This is a genomic window from Rhodococcus sp. IEGM 1370 (assembly GCF_033142325.1).
Classification (GTDB): Bacteria; Actinomycetota; Actinomycetes; order Mycobacteriales; family Mycobacteriaceae; genus Rhodococcoides.
On sequence record NZ_JAWLRY010000001.1, the window covers coordinates 594,719 to 609,034 of the forward strand.

20 protein-coding genes are annotated in these 14,316 nt (G+C 62.5%); 11 read left to right on the forward strand and 9 right to left on the reverse strand.

Going from position 1 to position 14,316, the window contains the following annotated elements:
• Positions 1–30: 30 nt before the first annotated feature.
• The 9 genes from R4P47_RS02610 to R4P47_RS02650 all read right to left on the reverse strand — a co-directional run bounded on the left by R4P47_RS02610 (position 31) and on the right by R4P47_RS02650 (position 8,480).
• Entirely contained in the window at positions 31–984 is a 954-nt protein-coding gene (locus tag R4P47_RS02610) for a glycosyltransferase family 2 protein (protein ID WP_317784019.1), read from the reverse strand.
• Between the two features lie 206 nt (positions 985–1,190).
• On the reverse strand, positions 1,191–2,153 hold the full coding sequence (locus R4P47_RS02615; protein ID WP_317784020.1) for an esterase/lipase family protein: 963 nt from the start codon (positions 2,151–2,153) through the stop codon (positions 1,191–1,193).
• A 70-nt stretch (positions 2,154–2,223) separates the two neighbouring features.
• The gene (locus R4P47_RS02620; protein ID WP_317784021.1) at positions 2,224–3,264 is read right to left on the reverse strand and encodes a glycosyltransferase; all 1,041 of its coding nucleotides are present in this window, start codon (positions 3,262–3,264) and stop codon (positions 2,224–2,226) included.
• 33 nt (positions 3,265–3,297) lie between these two features.
• Entirely contained in the window at positions 3,298–4,146 is an 849-nt protein-coding gene (locus R4P47_RS02625; protein ID WP_411567281.1) for an ABC transporter permease, read from the reverse strand.
• A 2-nt stretch (positions 4,147–4,148) separates the two neighbouring features.
• On the reverse strand, positions 4,149–4,928 hold the full coding sequence (locus R4P47_RS02630) for an ABC transporter permease (protein WP_317784073.1): 780 nt from the start codon (positions 4,926–4,928) through the stop codon (positions 4,149–4,151).
• Between the two features lie 62 nt (positions 4,929–4,990).
• A complete protein-coding gene (locus tag R4P47_RS02635) occupies positions 4,991–5,962 on the reverse strand; it encodes an ATP-binding cassette domain-containing protein (protein ID WP_317784023.1) in 972 nt (323 codons plus the stop codon).
• A 120-nt stretch (positions 5,963–6,082) separates the two neighbouring features.
• Positions 6,083–7,036 (reverse strand): diiron oxygenase, encoded by a 954-nt coding sequence (locus R4P47_RS02640; RefSeq protein WP_317784024.1) that lies wholly within the window; start codon positions 7,034–7,036, stop codon positions 6,083–6,085.
• Between the two features lie 34 nt (positions 7,037–7,070).
• Positions 7,071–7,973: a prephenate dehydrogenase dimerization domain-containing protein gene (locus R4P47_RS02645; protein WP_317784025.1), complete on the reverse strand. Its 903-nt coding sequence runs from the start codon at positions 7,971–7,973 to the stop codon at positions 7,071–7,073.
• A 12-nt stretch (positions 7,974–7,985) separates the two neighbouring features.
• On the reverse strand, positions 7,986–8,480 hold the full coding sequence (locus R4P47_RS02650; RefSeq protein ID WP_317784026.1) for a hotdog fold domain-containing protein: 495 nt from the start codon (positions 8,478–8,480) through the stop codon (positions 7,986–7,988).
• Between the two features lie 491 nt (positions 8,481–8,971).
• On the opposite strand from R4P47_RS02650, the gene rpsJ reads away from it, so the two are divergent.
• Genes rpsJ through rpsQ form a run of 11 tightly spaced genes read left to right on the forward strand, consistent with a single transcriptional unit; the run spans position 8,972 to position 14,272 of the window.
• Positions 8,972–9,277 carry a 30S ribosomal protein S10 gene (gene rpsJ / locus R4P47_RS02655; RefSeq protein ID WP_003938093.1) on the forward strand — a complete coding sequence of 102 codons (306 nt, stop codon included), beginning with the start codon at positions 8,972–8,974 and terminating at the stop codon, positions 9,275–9,277.
• Positions 9,278–9,291: 14 nt separating this feature from the next.
• Positions 9,292–9,957 carry a 50S ribosomal protein L3 gene (rplC, locus tag R4P47_RS02660; RefSeq protein ID WP_027496309.1) on the forward strand — a complete coding sequence of 222 codons (666 nt, stop codon included), beginning with the start codon at positions 9,292–9,294 and terminating at the stop codon, positions 9,955–9,957.
• Complete coding sequence (gene rplD, locus R4P47_RS02665) at positions 9,954–10,631, forward strand: 50S ribosomal protein L4 (protein WP_008718317.1); 678 nt, start codon at positions 9,954–9,956, stop codon at positions 10,629–10,631. The genes rplC and rplD overlap by 4 nt, the downstream gene beginning before the upstream one ends.
• Positions 10,628–10,933, forward strand: coding sequence for a 50S ribosomal protein L23 (gene rplW, locus R4P47_RS02670; protein ID WP_027496310.1), 306 nt, complete (start codon positions 10,628–10,630; stop codon positions 10,931–10,933). Before rplD ends, rplW begins: the two co-directional genes overlap by 4 nt.
• Before the next feature lie 39 nt (positions 10,934–10,972).
• Positions 10,973–11,809, forward strand: coding sequence for a 50S ribosomal protein L2 (gene rplB / locus R4P47_RS02675; protein WP_008718311.1), 837 nt, complete (start codon positions 10,973–10,975; stop codon positions 11,807–11,809).
• Positions 11,810–11,822: 13 nt separating this feature from the next.
• Positions 11,823–12,104, forward strand: a complete 282-nt coding sequence (gene rpsS, locus R4P47_RS02680; RefSeq protein ID WP_008718309.1) for a 30S ribosomal protein S19 — start codon at positions 11,823–11,825, stop codon at positions 12,102–12,104.
• On the forward strand, positions 12,101–12,523 hold the full coding sequence (rplV, locus tag R4P47_RS02685; RefSeq protein ID WP_037188319.1) for a 50S ribosomal protein L22: 423 nt from the start codon (positions 12,101–12,103) through the stop codon (positions 12,521–12,523). The genes rpsS and rplV overlap by 4 nt, the downstream gene beginning before the upstream one ends.
• Positions 12,523–13,332 (forward strand): 30S ribosomal protein S3, encoded by an 810-nt coding sequence (gene rpsC, locus R4P47_RS02690; protein ID WP_027496312.1) that lies wholly within the window; start codon positions 12,523–12,525, stop codon positions 13,330–13,332. The genes rplV and rpsC overlap by 1 nt, the downstream gene beginning before the upstream one ends.
• A gap of 3 nt (positions 13,333–13,335) precedes the next feature.
• The gene (gene rplP, locus R4P47_RS02695; protein WP_027496313.1) at positions 13,336–13,752 is read left to right on the forward strand and encodes a 50S ribosomal protein L16; all 417 of its coding nucleotides are present in this window, start codon (positions 13,336–13,338) and stop codon (positions 13,750–13,752) included.
• Positions 13,752–13,997 carry a 50S ribosomal protein L29 gene (gene rpmC / locus R4P47_RS02700; protein WP_032376634.1) on the forward strand — a complete coding sequence of 82 codons (246 nt, stop codon included), beginning with the start codon at positions 13,752–13,754 and terminating at the stop codon, positions 13,995–13,997. Before rplP ends, rpmC begins: the two co-directional genes overlap by 1 nt.
• Positions 13,994–14,272, forward strand: a complete 279-nt coding sequence (gene rpsQ / locus R4P47_RS02705; RefSeq protein WP_317784027.1) for a 30S ribosomal protein S17 — start codon at positions 13,994–13,996, stop codon at positions 14,270–14,272. Before rpmC ends, rpsQ begins: the two co-directional genes overlap by 4 nt.
• Positions 14,273–14,316 lie beyond the last annotated feature (44 nt).

Sequence of the window (14,316 nt, forward strand, 5' to 3'; positions counted from 1 at the left end):
TGTGCCGTCAGCGTTCGCGGCACGCGCTACCTAGCGCGTAGATGCAGGTGGCGCGGTGGTCTCGACCGGTGAGGTGCTTGTCGCTACCGGGAGCATTCGTTGGTCGACCGACGACATGAGATACCGCAGCGAATACCGTTGCTTTTTCGGATCGTACGGGCGGTATATCGCGTACACAAGAATGTGCCACCACCAGTGCAGGCGAAGTGCGCGCGCCTTTTCCTGAGTCATCACGCCGTGATGAATAAAAGTGTTGATACCACAATCGATGTATTCGTGGAATTTGCTCGGAGGTGTGAGCGCTCGTCGGGGTGACACGAGGACATTCATATCCGACAGTTGAGCGATCTTCAGGTCCGATTTTCCCAAGCAGAGAGCCAGATCCAGGTCTTCGTGCAGATCGCAGTCGGCGCTGACTTTACCTTCGACGCGACGCCACGCGCTGCGCCGAATTGCCATGTTCGCTCCGTGCAGGTTGGTGACCAGGCGGCCACCTCCGACGTTGCCCTTCTCGATATGACGACCGAACCACCACGCCTTGAGTCCGCGAACGGGGGAGTCGTAGGGCTCGTTGAGTCCGGTGACACCGGCAACGTCGCTTCGTGCGGTCGACATGTACGTACGCACTGCACGCGCCCAGCCTGGGCGGACACGAGTGTCCGCATCCACCCGCCCGAGTATGGCACCTGTCGCCGCGCGGAACCCTGCGTTGCGCGCATATGCCACTCCGGGAATGCACTCGCGAACAAGGCGCACCTTCGGCTGAATTCGAGCTACCGCTTCGACCACGGCCGCGGTGCTATCCGTCGAGTTGTTGTCGACAACAATGATTTCGTGCAGCTGCTCGATCTGTAGAAGAAGCTGTTCGAGGCATTGCCCGATATAGGCCTCTTCGTTGTACGCGGGGACTATCACGGACAGCGTCAACTCATCGAAAGCATTTGTCACGCGTAGCACGTTACAGTTTGTGTCGAATTTGTTCAACCGTTGTGAGCGTAGGAATTCGGAATTGAATATCCGGGGCTATTCGACGGAATCTGTAAAGAGGTCATTCAAATTGACGAAAGCGGGGATTTCAATTGGTTGCTTCCACTTATTGATCAAGATTTTTGTTTCGGGCTTCGATTCAGGTCGAGCGTCGACACCTGACGTCACGAACTCGGTGGCTCACGCCCGCGATCTCGAACGACTCAGGTGCAGGTGGGCGTGTGAGATTCCGAGTACGAGGGGTCGAGAGCCGAGCTGACGACGTACTTCATCGCGGGGTCCGTCGTGAGTCCCAGATGAGACGTCGTGCTGTCCGGGCAGGTGTCCTGAACCCACTCGTTGGTGACGCTACCGGTTCCGTGATCGTCCAAGAATGTGCGCTCCGGCGGTGTGACCACGTCGTCGAATCGTGACGCGATCACGGTGTAGTCGATTCCGGGGAGGGTTTCACCGTTGGCATTGAGTCTGGTGAGCAGCGACGATCCGATCAATTGCTGGGAGCCGGCTTGGCCGAACAGCAATTGCTCGGACAACACTCGCGGGAGCCCGAGTGATTGTGCGATGAGGAAGAGTTGCTGGAGTCCGTTGAAGTTGGTGCCGTGGTTGGTGGCACCGAGCGTCACCAAGCGATGAACCGCACTGTTCTCCGGCGATGCAGCATCGGCACCACCATCGAACTTCAGGTACTGACGTGCGACCACTCCACCCTGGGAATGGCCGACCATGTCGACCTGCGCGGCTCCGGTGGTCGATCGCACTATGTCGACGAACGCGGCGACCTCTTTGGCCGATTCGGCGATGTCGCCCATTCCCCACGCCACATAATTCGGATCCCAGAACGCAGCCTGGCGTCCGTAGTCGAGGGCGAACACGCAGTATCCCTGCGCCGCGAGGTCGGGTGAGAGTTCGGACCACGCGGATTCCATGTCCATATTCGTCCCGTGGACGAGAACGACCGGTCGTGGATGTTCGGCAGACGGCGTGCACGACCAATCGTTGGCACCGGGCGGTGGTGGTCCCATGAGGTCGAACGACGGTGGCAGAGGCGATGCGGTCGGCGAGGCGTCGGCCTGCTGTGCACTGGCCGCCGACGAGAACGAGGTGAGGAGGACGAACAGCGCAACGAGTACAGTGCCCGGCCGCGTCAACTTTCTCGTCCAGCTCACTGCGTAACAGCCTCTCCGTACATCGGTTCTACCTCGGCGTCGACTCGACAGCACACGATTGGCGACAGTATCAGCTTCTTTCGTCGAAAAGGAATTGCGCGTTACGCATCGAATGGGTCGAATCGCCCGATTTGTGACGGGTAGAAGTTGTAGCCGGCTCATGTTGGACTCGAGACGATGCGGATGAAAGCGCCGAGTCGCGAGAACTCTGCTTTGTTCTCGGCCAACCGAAGGTGCGGAATTTGAGTCCACCCACCATTTCGCCGGTATGCGCCGCCACAGCACGTGCCCATTGGCCTCTCGAAACCTTGGTGATTCTGGACGGCACCAGCGGATTGCCGAGAAGCAGCAAGGTCCAGAAGTACACAACCCTTTTGATGTCGACCGGTGGGCAACCCTTTTCACGGTACGTTCCCTGCAACTTCGCAAAGCCGAATCCCAGGTTGTACGCCTGCCTGACCAGCGGCCGTAGTTCGGAGCGCAAGCGATATGCGACCAGTTGCTGTTCACTGAATCCCAACGAGTATCCGGCCAACTGAGCCCGCCAACTGAACTCGACGTCTTCGCTCGCGATGAAGTGGCTGTCCATACCGCCGAGGTCCCGGTAGACGTCCGCGCAGCACCCGAGGCTGGCACCGATTGCGAAGGGGAGAAACGACGACCTGCCCTGGTGCTCAGGCGGCGAGGCCGGCGTCCAGGCGCGGGCTTTCGCCGAGTTGATCGTCGATGTCTCCACTGCAGTACCCACGACATCGTGATGCTGGGCCAGGCTGGTCAGTGCAGTGATCCAGTTCTCGTACACGACGTCGTCGGCATCACAGAACGCCAGAAAAAAGCCCGATGCTTCTTCGGCACCGCGATTTCGCGCGAACGCAGGGCCAGGGACAGCCGACGAATTCACATAACGCAGGTTGAGCAACTCACGCAACGGATGTGTGGCCGCATGATGGGCCAGCTCAGTCGAACCGCCGTTATCCGAAATGATGGTCTCGAAGTGGCCCCGGTAATCCTGCGCCGCCAGCGCTTTCAACTGCTGATCGAGCAATTCGATCGTGTCTTTGACCGGAATTACGACAGATACGGAGGGTGTCGGCGTTCGCGAATCTTTCACGAGAATCGATCTTCCACGAAGTAGGAAGATATTTCACGCCGACGCCGATGCGCGTCGGTACCCCTTCACCGCTGGTACCACGAATACCGCCACCAAACCGAACGACCACGCAAGAGTCTGAAGGATCGGGCTCAGCGTGGGGCCTCCCAGGGCGAGAGCTTTCATGGCGTCGACGGCACACGACATCGGTTGAGCAGCGACGACCGGCTGTAACCAGGGTGGATACGCAGACACCGGGACAAATCCCGAATTGAAGAACAACAGCAGCGTGCACAGAATCGACACCAGCTCCACCAGCGGAGCGTCGCCGGCGACGGTGGCGAGAAATGTCACCAGAACCGCAAAGCCGAGGCCGAACACGATGGGAATCAGAACAAGTCCGACGGCGGCGAGGAGACCCTCGTTGAAGCGAAAGCCGAGTACGAACCCCATCGCGATGATCACCAGGGTGGTGATGAACACCCGCACTGCTTCGGCCATCATGCGACCCAGCAGCCCCGCGCCGCGGTGCGTCGGCAGGGTCCAGAAACGAGACAACAATCCGTTGATCCGTTCCTGCTTGAGTCCGACGGCGCTCACGATCGACCCGAACATTGCCCCGATCAGCGCGATGAGCGGAACCTGGCCGTATACGGCCGACTGGCCGGTCGCCATCGAGATCGAGTCACCCAGGACCACGCGGAACATCAGTAGCATCAGCGCCGGGTACAGAACAGCCTGGATCATCGTGGTCGGATCGCGCGACCACCGAGTCAGCAGACGCTTGCACTGGATCGCACTGTGAGTCCAGAGTGCCCGCATCGACGATTCGGGTAGCGGCTGATTGGGTTCTGGAAAGTCCAGCGTGCTGAGCGCCCTGCGGGGTTGCTGCAGATCCGTCATCGTCATTCTCTCCGTCGCAGACTCGCCCACAGGGCGAGCGGAATCAATACGAGCGTCAAGCCGAGGATCCACATCAACGCAGGCAGAATCACGGAAAAGCTGAGTGTCCCCTCGGCCATGTCACGCATCGCCGCGGAGAACTGCGAAATCGGTTGGTTACGGACGAACGGGCGAATCCACTCCGGAAATCCGGTCTCCGGTACAAATCCGGTCGACGCCATTCCGAGAATCAACTGGGGCAACGTCAACGCCTGACTGGTCGCTTCGGGGCTCTTGGACAGAGTCCCGATCGCGTCGGCACCGAAAGACAGAACCGTGCTGATCGCCAGCGCCATCGCACAGAACATCAGGGCTTGGGCGTAGCCGGCGCTGAAACGAAAACCGATCACGTGCCCGTAGGCCAAGGCGGCCGTCAACGTTGCGACCGACCTGATGAATGCGCTGCTCATGCGCGCCATCAGCGGTGCGCCGATTGCTACCGGCATGGTCTTGAGGCGCGTGGAGAGGCCGTTCATCGCTTCGGTGGAAGCTCGCTGGGCCGACGAGATAGCGGTGAACGCCATAGCTTGCAGCACGATGATGGGCATCAAGAATTGGGCGTAGTCGATACCCTGAAACTGCATCACGAACTTCAGTGGCAGATAGAACCCGATCGTGAAGATCAATGGCGCGATCACCGCCACCAGAAGTTCGCCCTTGCGCACCATGGTGCGGATGGTCCTCGCGGTGAGCACTTGCCACTGCACAAAACCCGAGGGCTCGAACCGCGGCTTGCGCTGCATCCGATCCGCGCTGCGCGCACGAACGTCGACAGAGACCGGACGTGCGACGCTCAACGTTGATTTCACTGCGGCGACACCGTATTCGCATGCCCCGTGAGGGACAGAAAAACGTCATCGAGCGACGGTCGTCTCAATGCGATGTCGGCCAGCGGAATACCGGCTTGATCGATACGACGAAGTACCTCGGACAAGGTGGCTGCGCCGTCGGGGGCCGGGATCGACAGTCGGTCGGCACCGGGCCGCAGGTCGTCGGCAACCGCCCGTGGCACCAAATCGCCCAACACCTGGACAACTGTCGGCAAGTTGTCCGGATCGAGAGGAACCACCTCGCAGAAGTTGCCGCCGGTCGTTGCCTTGAGCTGATCCGACGTGCCCTCAGCGATGACGGTGCCTTTGTCGATGACGATGATGTTGTCACTGAGGACATCGGCTTCTTCGAGGTACTGCGTGGTCAACAGCACGGTGATGCCCTGCGCCTTGAGCGCCTCGACCAACGACCACACACCCTGACGGCTGCGTGGGTCGAGTCCGGTGGTCGGCTCGTCCAGGAACACGACCTCCGGGCGCACGACCAACCCGCAGGCGATGTCGATTCGGCGACGCATGCCGCCGGAGTACCCGCGGACCGGCCGCTTGCCGGTATCCGAGAGATCGAACTCGTCGAGCAGGGCCTTGGCGCGGGCTTTCGCGGCCTTCTTGTCCAGACCCATGAGGCGACCGAAGAGTTCGATGTTCTCGCGGCCCGACAGGGTGTCGTCCAGGGCCGCGTACTGCCCGGTCATCATGATCGAGCGTCGTACCGCGGGGGCGTCGGCTGCCACGTCATGACCGGCAACGAATGCTCTCCCGCTGTCCGGTGCAATGAGGGTCGAGAGCACTTTCACGGTCGTGGTCTTGCCTGCACCGTTGGGGCCGAGAATGCCCAGTACGGTGCCGCGCTCGGCGGAAAAGCTGATGCCGCGCAGCGCATGCACATCACCGAAGGACTTGTGCACGTCCTCCACGTGTACGGCTGCGTGTTGAGCTGACGACATCGAATCTCCGAGCTGTTGGGACGAATGGTGGGACCGGACCCATGGAGTAGAGGGCCACTACTTGATACGGGAAACCCCCGAGAATGTTACCCGCGGGCCGCTGTCCGGAAAGCTCTGGAGTCAGCCCCAATCGATATCGATACTGTCCTCGACATCTAGTTTTCGGCACAACGACCGCAGTCCGCTGTAGTCCTGGACGAGTGCCCGTCGGCTCTTGTCCTGCTCGACGTCGGCCAGCATTTCTTCGGCACCGCGGACGCCCTCCAGCTCGAGGATGCGTCCCCAGGTGGAGAAATCGCTGCTCGAGAACGCGTCCATGCCATCGACGAGGCCGTCCAGGAACTTCTGCCGGTCGTCGGGACCGAGTCGCTCGAAGACGATCGCGGCCATGTCGTCGGCGATGGACGCATGGCAGTACTCGTCGCGGTTGTGCAGCTTGACCGTTGCCCGATTGATGGGCTGAATGACGTCGTCGTCCTCGATCAGGTCCAGGTACGACGTGATGGAGATCTCTGCAACCGTCATGAACGCGAGGGAGCTGATCGCGGCCGACCAGGGGTCGTCGCTGTTCGCCTGTGCCGCGCGTTGCCGGCGCACGGTGGAGCTGAACGGCAGAGAGCGTTCCGACAGGGCCCAACCGCGTCCGCGTCTGGTGGCTGCGCTCGCGTTGAGGTGCATGAGGGTGTGGTACTGCTCGTCCACCATGGCCTGGGTCACCGCAACTGCGAGGGTGTCACCCATCCCGGTCTCGAACACGTCTTGCGCCAGCAGGGCGAAACCGGGATGAACGACATGCTGCTCGACGTCCATCACGTTCTTGTTGAACGCGATCCAACCCCACGCCCGCAGGCGATTCTGCTGTTCGGGGGTTGCGCTGGTGAAGGTGTCGTGTTCGCCGAAAGGAATGAGGGCGTCGGGGAAATCCTGCTTGGTCGTGTCGAACAGGTCGTCGAGCTCGGGTTCGGGCTTCTTCACCGTTGCGCGCTGCGCCCAGTTCTTCGCCAACCGTGCGACGACCGCACTCTCCACGACATCGGCGGAGTCGAATTCCGGCAACGACGGTTGCTCCAACATCGCGTGCCTGCGCTTTCCGTTCGTCCGACTGCGGCTATCGGTTACCGCCGCTGCCTCGAACGATACCGAACATCTCCGCACACAATGCTCGATACTGATTGCCGTTCCCGCCCAGAGCGGCTTCGGCCTGCGTCAACAGGCGAGCGAAGTCGGCCTCGGAGCCGGAATCGACGGTCTCGCTCACCGTCTGCGTCGCTCGATGCAGCGCCGCCCTGGCATCGGCGGCGTGCGGATTGCCTGCCTGTACGTCCCAGTAGACCTCGGGTTCACCGCCGGTGATGCGCGCCAGCACCGCGAGCATCGTTGCGTGTGGGGGAGGCGCAACGGCGTCGATGTCGACGAACGGAAGGTCCAGTTCGGCCAGAGCCAGGCCGAACGCCAGCACACTGGCGTGTGTCAGCGCCTGCGTCGCGGCGGCGAGGCGATCATGGCGTGCAGCGTCGAGGAGCACTACTCGACCGCCCCACCGCGAGATTCCCTCGAGGAAGAGCTCCACCGGCGGGCCGGGTCGGTGTACGACGGCGGCGACGGGACGTCCGGCCATTCCGAGCGACGGGGCGAACATGGGATTGATTCCCACCACGGCACCGATCGGACGTGCGCCCTGCACATGGCGCGAGAAGCCGGACTTGACCGACAGGGTCTCCACCAGCAGAGCGTCGGGCCGCAGAGCAGACAGGTCCGCCGCCAGCGCCACGGATTCGGGCACCGCCAGAATGACCGTCGCCGCACGTGCCAGCACCGCTGCGAGCTGTTCGTCGGGCGCAGTGATGTCACCGACCGTGACGGGAAAGGCGTCGGGACCGTCGTGGATGTCGACGACGGTGACCGAAGCGCCGTCACCGCGCATCAGGTCGACCATCAGACGTCCGACCGCTCCCGAACCTCCGACCACAATCACGGAGTTGTCGGGCTCCGACCGCGTCACCGAGTTCATCGGTCGAGTATGTCAACGAGATGCGGCAGAGACCCAGATGGTGATGTCCGCGTGCACCACATCCACGCCTGCGGTGTCTCGGATCGCGACCGGCACGACGATGTCGATGCCATCGGTGACCGTCCCGAAGTCGGGGACCTCGTCGAGTGCGGCGACCGCGCGTAGTGATGTGGTGGCCTTCGTCAGATACTGGACCGTCATCGATTTGGGGATCCATCGGTGCGAGGTGGGGACGGTCGCCTCGGCGAGCATGCCCATCGCGACCTCGGCGAGGTTGCAGGCCGCGATGGCGTGGAAGGTGCCCAGGTGGTTTCGAATGCCGAACCACTTGGGGGCAGTGACCTCGCAGCGCCCCGGCTCGAGCGCGACGACACGGGGCAGTACGGATGCGAAGTACGGAACCCGTAGGCACATGCCGACAGAGAAGAGGGTGGAGCCGATACCGTTGTTGGGTAGCTTCGACCAGGCGCGATACGTGGCGCCGGTGGTGTTCTCGACGGTGGTCATGGCGCTACCTTACTGCTCGGTAAGGTAGCGCGGTGACGATCGACCGGCCCCGAGTTGATCTGATGCCCGGTCTGCGGCATACTGGTCGGGTTGCCTGGACACGGGACGCGCATGCGTGCGGCCTGACACAGGTGAGTCGGCCGAAAAGCCGACTGAGCAAGAACATGAGACCAGCGCTCCACGTGAGCGCGTCCGGAACACCAGCTCGATCGGTGCGGATTTCGTTGGATTCGGATGGTTGAAGCGAAAGTTTCAGCCCAGAAGAATGAGCGGAATCGCGACACGCCCGACCGCGTGGACCGGAGAACCATGACAGATGAAGAGCGGCAACGGAATCAGGTCACGCCTGGTCGTCAACGTTTTTCACTGTCGTGTGTGCACGAAGGCAGTTCGAGTCGGTGGGTTTCCCACGGCTCGGGGACTGTGCAGACGAGGTGGAGCAGGCCGAACGGCCCGTTCTACGACCAAGCGGCAAGAAAAGGACACTAAGCGTGGCGGGACAAAAGATCCGCATCAGGCTCAAGGCCTACGACCATGAGGCGATCGACGCGTCAGCGCGCAAGATCGTCGAAACGGTCACCCGTACGGGTGCCCGCGTCGTCGGACCGGTGCCGTTGCCGACAGAGAAGAACGTGTACTGCGTCATCCGTTCGCCGCACAAGTACAAGGACTCGCGCGAACACTTCGAGATGCGTACTCACAAGCGGCTCATTGACATCCTCGACCCGACACCGAAGACGGTGGACGCGCTCATGCGCATCGACCTCCCGGCCAGTGTCGACGTCAACATCCAGTGAGCGCGGAGACAACGATGACTGATAACAAGAACCGGCCTGCAACAGGAATTCTGGGCACCAAGCTCGGAATGACCCAGGTCTTCGACGAGAACAACCGCGTCGTTCCGGTGACCGTGATCAAGGCAGGCCCCAACGTGGTCACCCAGATCCGCACCCAGGAACGTGACGGCTACAGCGCCGTCCAGGTCGCATTCGGTGCGATCGACCCGCGCAAGGTGAACAAGCCCACCACCGGCCAGTTCGAGAAGGCAGGTGTCACGCCGCGTCGCCACATCGTGGAGATTCGCGTTGCCGACGCCTCGCAGTTCGAGGTCGGCCAGGAGCTCACCGCTGCAGTGTTCGAGGACGGCGCTTACGTCGACGTCACCGGCACCAGCAAGGGCAAGGGCTTCGCCGGAACCATGAAGCGTCACGGCTTCAAGGGTCAGGGCGCGAGCCACGGTGCACAGGCCGTGCACCGTCGTCCCGGATCCATCGGTGGCTGCGCAACGCCCGGTCGCGTCTTCAAGGGAATGCGCATGTCCGGACGTATGGGTGGCGACCGCGTCACGACGCAGAACCTCTCGGTCCACAAGGTGGACAGCGAGAACGGTCTGCTGCTGATCAAGGGAGCGATCCCGGGCCGTCGCGGCAACGTCGTGATCGTCAAGTCTGCATTGAAGGGTGGTGCACGGGCATGACCAGCCTCGAGAAGAACACCGAGACCAAGCTGACGCTCGATGTCAAGGAAGCCGGCGGCAAGACCAACGGCACCGTCGATCTCCCCGCGGAGATCTTCGACGCTCCGGCGAACATCGCGCTGCTGCACCAGGTCGTCATCGCACAGCTGGCAGCTGCTCGTCAGGGAACCCACTCCACGAAGACTCGTGGCGAGGTTCGCGGCGGCGGCAAGAAGCCGTACCGGCAGAAGGGCACCGGCCGCGCCCGTCAGGGCTCGACCCGCGCTCCTCAGTTCGTCGGCGGTGGCACGGTCCACGGACCGCAGCCGCGCGACTACAGCCAGCGGACCCCCAAGAAGATGAAGGCCGCCGCATTGCGCGGAGCCCTCTCGGATCGGGCCCGCAGCGAGCGTCTGCACGTCATCACCGAACTGGTTGCCGGACAGGTTCCGTCCACCAAGGGCGCGAAGACGTTCCTCGCCGAGATCTCGGACCGCAAGAAGGTCCTGCTCGTCGTCGGCCGCGAGGACATCGCAGCCTGGAAGAGCGTTCAGAACCTGGACGGCGTGCATCCCATCGCACCCGACCAGCTCAACACCTACGACGTGCTCAACGCCGATGATGTCGTTTTCAGCGTGGAAGCGCTGAACACCTTCATCGCTGGGCCTGCAAAGAACGAGGAGGCAAGCAAGTGACCACGATCGCCGATCCCCGCGACATCTTGCTGGCACCGGTCATCTCCGAGAAGTCCTACGGACTGATCGAAGAAGGCACCTACACGTTCCTGGTGCACCCGGACTCGAACAAGACGCAGATCAAGATTGCCGTCGAGAAGATCTTCGACGTCACCGTGACCAGCGTCAACACGATGAACCGTCAGGGCAAGCGTAAGCGGACCCGGTTCGGTTACGGCAAGCGCAAGGACACCAAGCGCGCGCTCGTAACGCTCTCCGCCGACAGCAAGCCCATCGAGATCTTCGGAGGTCCGGTCGCGTAAGCGACTGGGACTCTTCGGATATAGAGGACGAGAAGACTCATGGCAATCCGTAAATACAAGCCGACAACCCCGGGCCGTCGTGGCTCCAGCGTTTCCGATTTCGCTGAGATCACGCGTTCGACCCCCGAGAAGTCGCTGATCCGCCCGCTGCACGGTCGCGGTGGACGTAACGCACACGGTCGTATCACCACCCGGCACAAGGGTGGCGGTCACAAGCGTGCGTACCGTCTCATCGATTTCCGTCGTAACGACAAGGACGGCGTGCCGGCCAAGGTCGCTCACATCGAGTACGACCCCAACCGCACCGCGAACATCGCACTGCTGCACTTCGCAGACGGCGAGAAGCGCTACATCGTCGCACCCAAGGGCATCGCCCAGGGCTCGCCGATCGAGCAGGGTGCCAATGCCGACATCAAGCCCGGCAACAACCTGCCCCTGCGCAACATCCCGACGGGTACGACCATCCACGCGGTCGAGCTCCGTCCGGGTGGTGGCGCCAAGATGGCCCGCTCCGCCGGAGCGAGCATCCAGCTCCTCGGTAAGGAAGGCCCCTACGCCACGCTGCGTATGCCGTCCGGTGAAATCCGTCGCGTCGACGTGCGCTGCCGCGCAACCGTCGGCGAGGTCGGCAACGCCGAGCAGTCGAACATCAACTGGGGCAAGGCCGGCCGCATGCGCTGGAAGGGCAAGCGCCCGACCGTTCGTGGTGTCGTGATGAACCCGGTCGACCACCCGCACGGTGGCGGCGAGGGCAAGACCTCCGGTGGACGCCACCCGGTCAGCCCCTGGGGACAGCCGGAAGGCCGTACCCGCAAGAACAAGGCGAGCGACAAGCTGATTGTCCGTCGTCGTCGTACCGGCAAGAACAAGCGCTAGGAGGGAGTTCAGAATGCCACGCAGCCTGAAGAAAGGCCCGTTCGTAGACGATCACCTCCTCGCGAAGGTTGACGTCCAGAACGACAAGGGAACCAAGCAGGTCATCAAGACCTGGTCCCGTCGATCGACAATCCTGCCCGACTTCATCGGTCACACTTTCGCCGTCCACGACGGTCGCAAGCACGTGCCGGTGTTCGTGTCCGACTCCATGGTCGGCCACAAGCTCGGGGAATTCGCACCGACCCGCACGTTCAAGGGTCACATCAAGGACGACCGGAAGGCGAAGAGGCGATGACCAACTTCACCCCCACCGCCAATCCGACTGCCAAGGCCGTAGCGAAGCACGTTCGCGTCACGCCGATGAAGGCACGTCGCGTCGTGGATCTGGTTCGCGGGCGCTCCGTCGAGGACGCGCTCAACATCCTCAAGTTCGCGCCGCAGGCAGCGAGCGAGCCGGTCGCCAAGGTGATCGCCTCCGCAGCGGCCAACGCCGAGAACAACCTGGATCTCGATCCCAGCACACTGATCGTCGCCACTGCATTCGTCGACGAGGGTGCAACCCTCAAGCGATTCCAGCCGCGCGCTCAGGGCCGGGCATTCCGGATCCGCAAGCGCACCAGCCACATCACGGTGATCGTCGAAAGCCTGCCCAAGACCGGCGGAACGTCTCGCAACCGTCGTAAGGGCCAGGCGTCCAAGGAAGGGGCTCAGTAGTGGGTCAGAAAATCAACCCGCACGGCTTCCGCTTGGGTATCACCACTGACTGGAAGTCGCGCTGGTACGCAGACAAGCAGTACTCGGAGTACGTCAAGGAAGACGTCGAGATCCGCAAGCTTCTTGCCACCGGCATGGAGCGCGCAGGCATCGCGAAGGTCGAGATCGAGCGCACCCGTGACCGTGTTCGCGTGGACATCCACACGGCACGTCCGGGCATCGTCATCGGTCGTCGTGGCGCCGAGGCCGACCGCATCCGCGGAGCTCTCGAGAAGCTGACCGGCAAGCAGGTTCAGCTCAACATCCTCGAGGTCAAGAACGCCGAGTCCGAGGCTCAGCTCGTGGCCCAGGGTGTTGCCGAGCAGCTCAGCAACCGCGTCGCATTCCGTCGCGCAATGCGTAAGGCCATCCAGTCGGCCATGCGTCAGCCGAACGTCAAGGGCATTCGTGTTCAGTGCTCCGGCCGTCTCGGTGGCGCCGAAATGTCGCGCTCGGAGTTCTACCGCGAGGGACGCGTTCCCCTGCACACGCTCCGTGCCGACATCGACTACGGACTGTACGAGGCCAAGACCACCTTCGGCCGCATCGGCGTGAAGGTCTGGATCTACAAGGGCGACATCGTCGGCGGACGGCGTGAACTCGCTGCCGCTGCGGCTCCGGCCGCCGGTGCAGACCGTCCCCGTCGTGAGCGTCCCACTCGTCCGCGTCGCAGCGGTGCCTCGGGCACCACGGCGACCAGCACCGAGGCCGGCCGCGCGGCATCCGCAACCGAGGCTCCGGCCTCGACCGAGCCCACTCAGGAGGGCTGACGCATGTTGATCCCCCGCCGGGTCAAGCACCGCAAGCAGCACCACCCGAAGCGTTCGGGTGCCGCCAAGGGCGGAACTCAGGTGACATTCGGTGACTACGGCATCCAGGCTCTCGAGCCCGCCTACATCACCAACCGTCAGATCGAGTCCGCTCGTATCGCGATCACTCGCCACATCAAGCGTGGCGGCAAGGTCTGGATCAACATCTTCCCGGACCGCCCGCTCACCAAGAAGCCTGCCGAGACCCGCATGGGTTCCGGTAAGGGTTCGCCCGAGTGGTGGATCGCCAACGTCAAGCCGGGTCGTGTGCTCTTCGAGCTGTCGTACCCCGACGAGACCATCGCGCGTGAGGCACTGACTCGCGCCATCCACAAGCTGCCCATCAAGGCACGCATCATCACCAGGGAGGAGCAGTTCTGATGGCTACCGGAACCCCAGCCGCAGAGCTCCGCGAGCTCACCGGTGAAGAGCTGGTCACCAAGCTGCGTGAGTCGAAGGAAGAGCTGTTCAACCTTCGTTTCCAGATGGCTACCGGCCAGTTGGACAACAACCGTCGACTGCGCGTGGTGCGCCACGAAATCGCGCGTATCTACACGGTGCTTCGTGAACGTGAGCTCGGCTTGGCCTCTGGTCCTTCCGAGGACACAGCAGGTGACGCAGCATGAGCGAGGAAAACATTGTGACTGAAGAGCGCAACAACCGTAAGGTTCGGATCGGCTACGTCGTATCCGACAAGATGGAAAAGACGATCGTGGTCGAGCTCGAGGACAGGGTCAAGCACCCCCTCTACAGCAAGATCATCCGTCGCACCACCAAGGTCAAAGCACATGACGAGAAGGGCGACGCCGGCGTAGGCGATCGCGTTCAGCTCATGGAGACCCGTCCGCTGTCCGCCACGAAGCACTGGCGACTGGTCGAGGTTCTCGAAAAGGCCAAGTAGTACCTGCACACAAATGCCCGCTCCCTTCCTGGGAGCGGGCATTT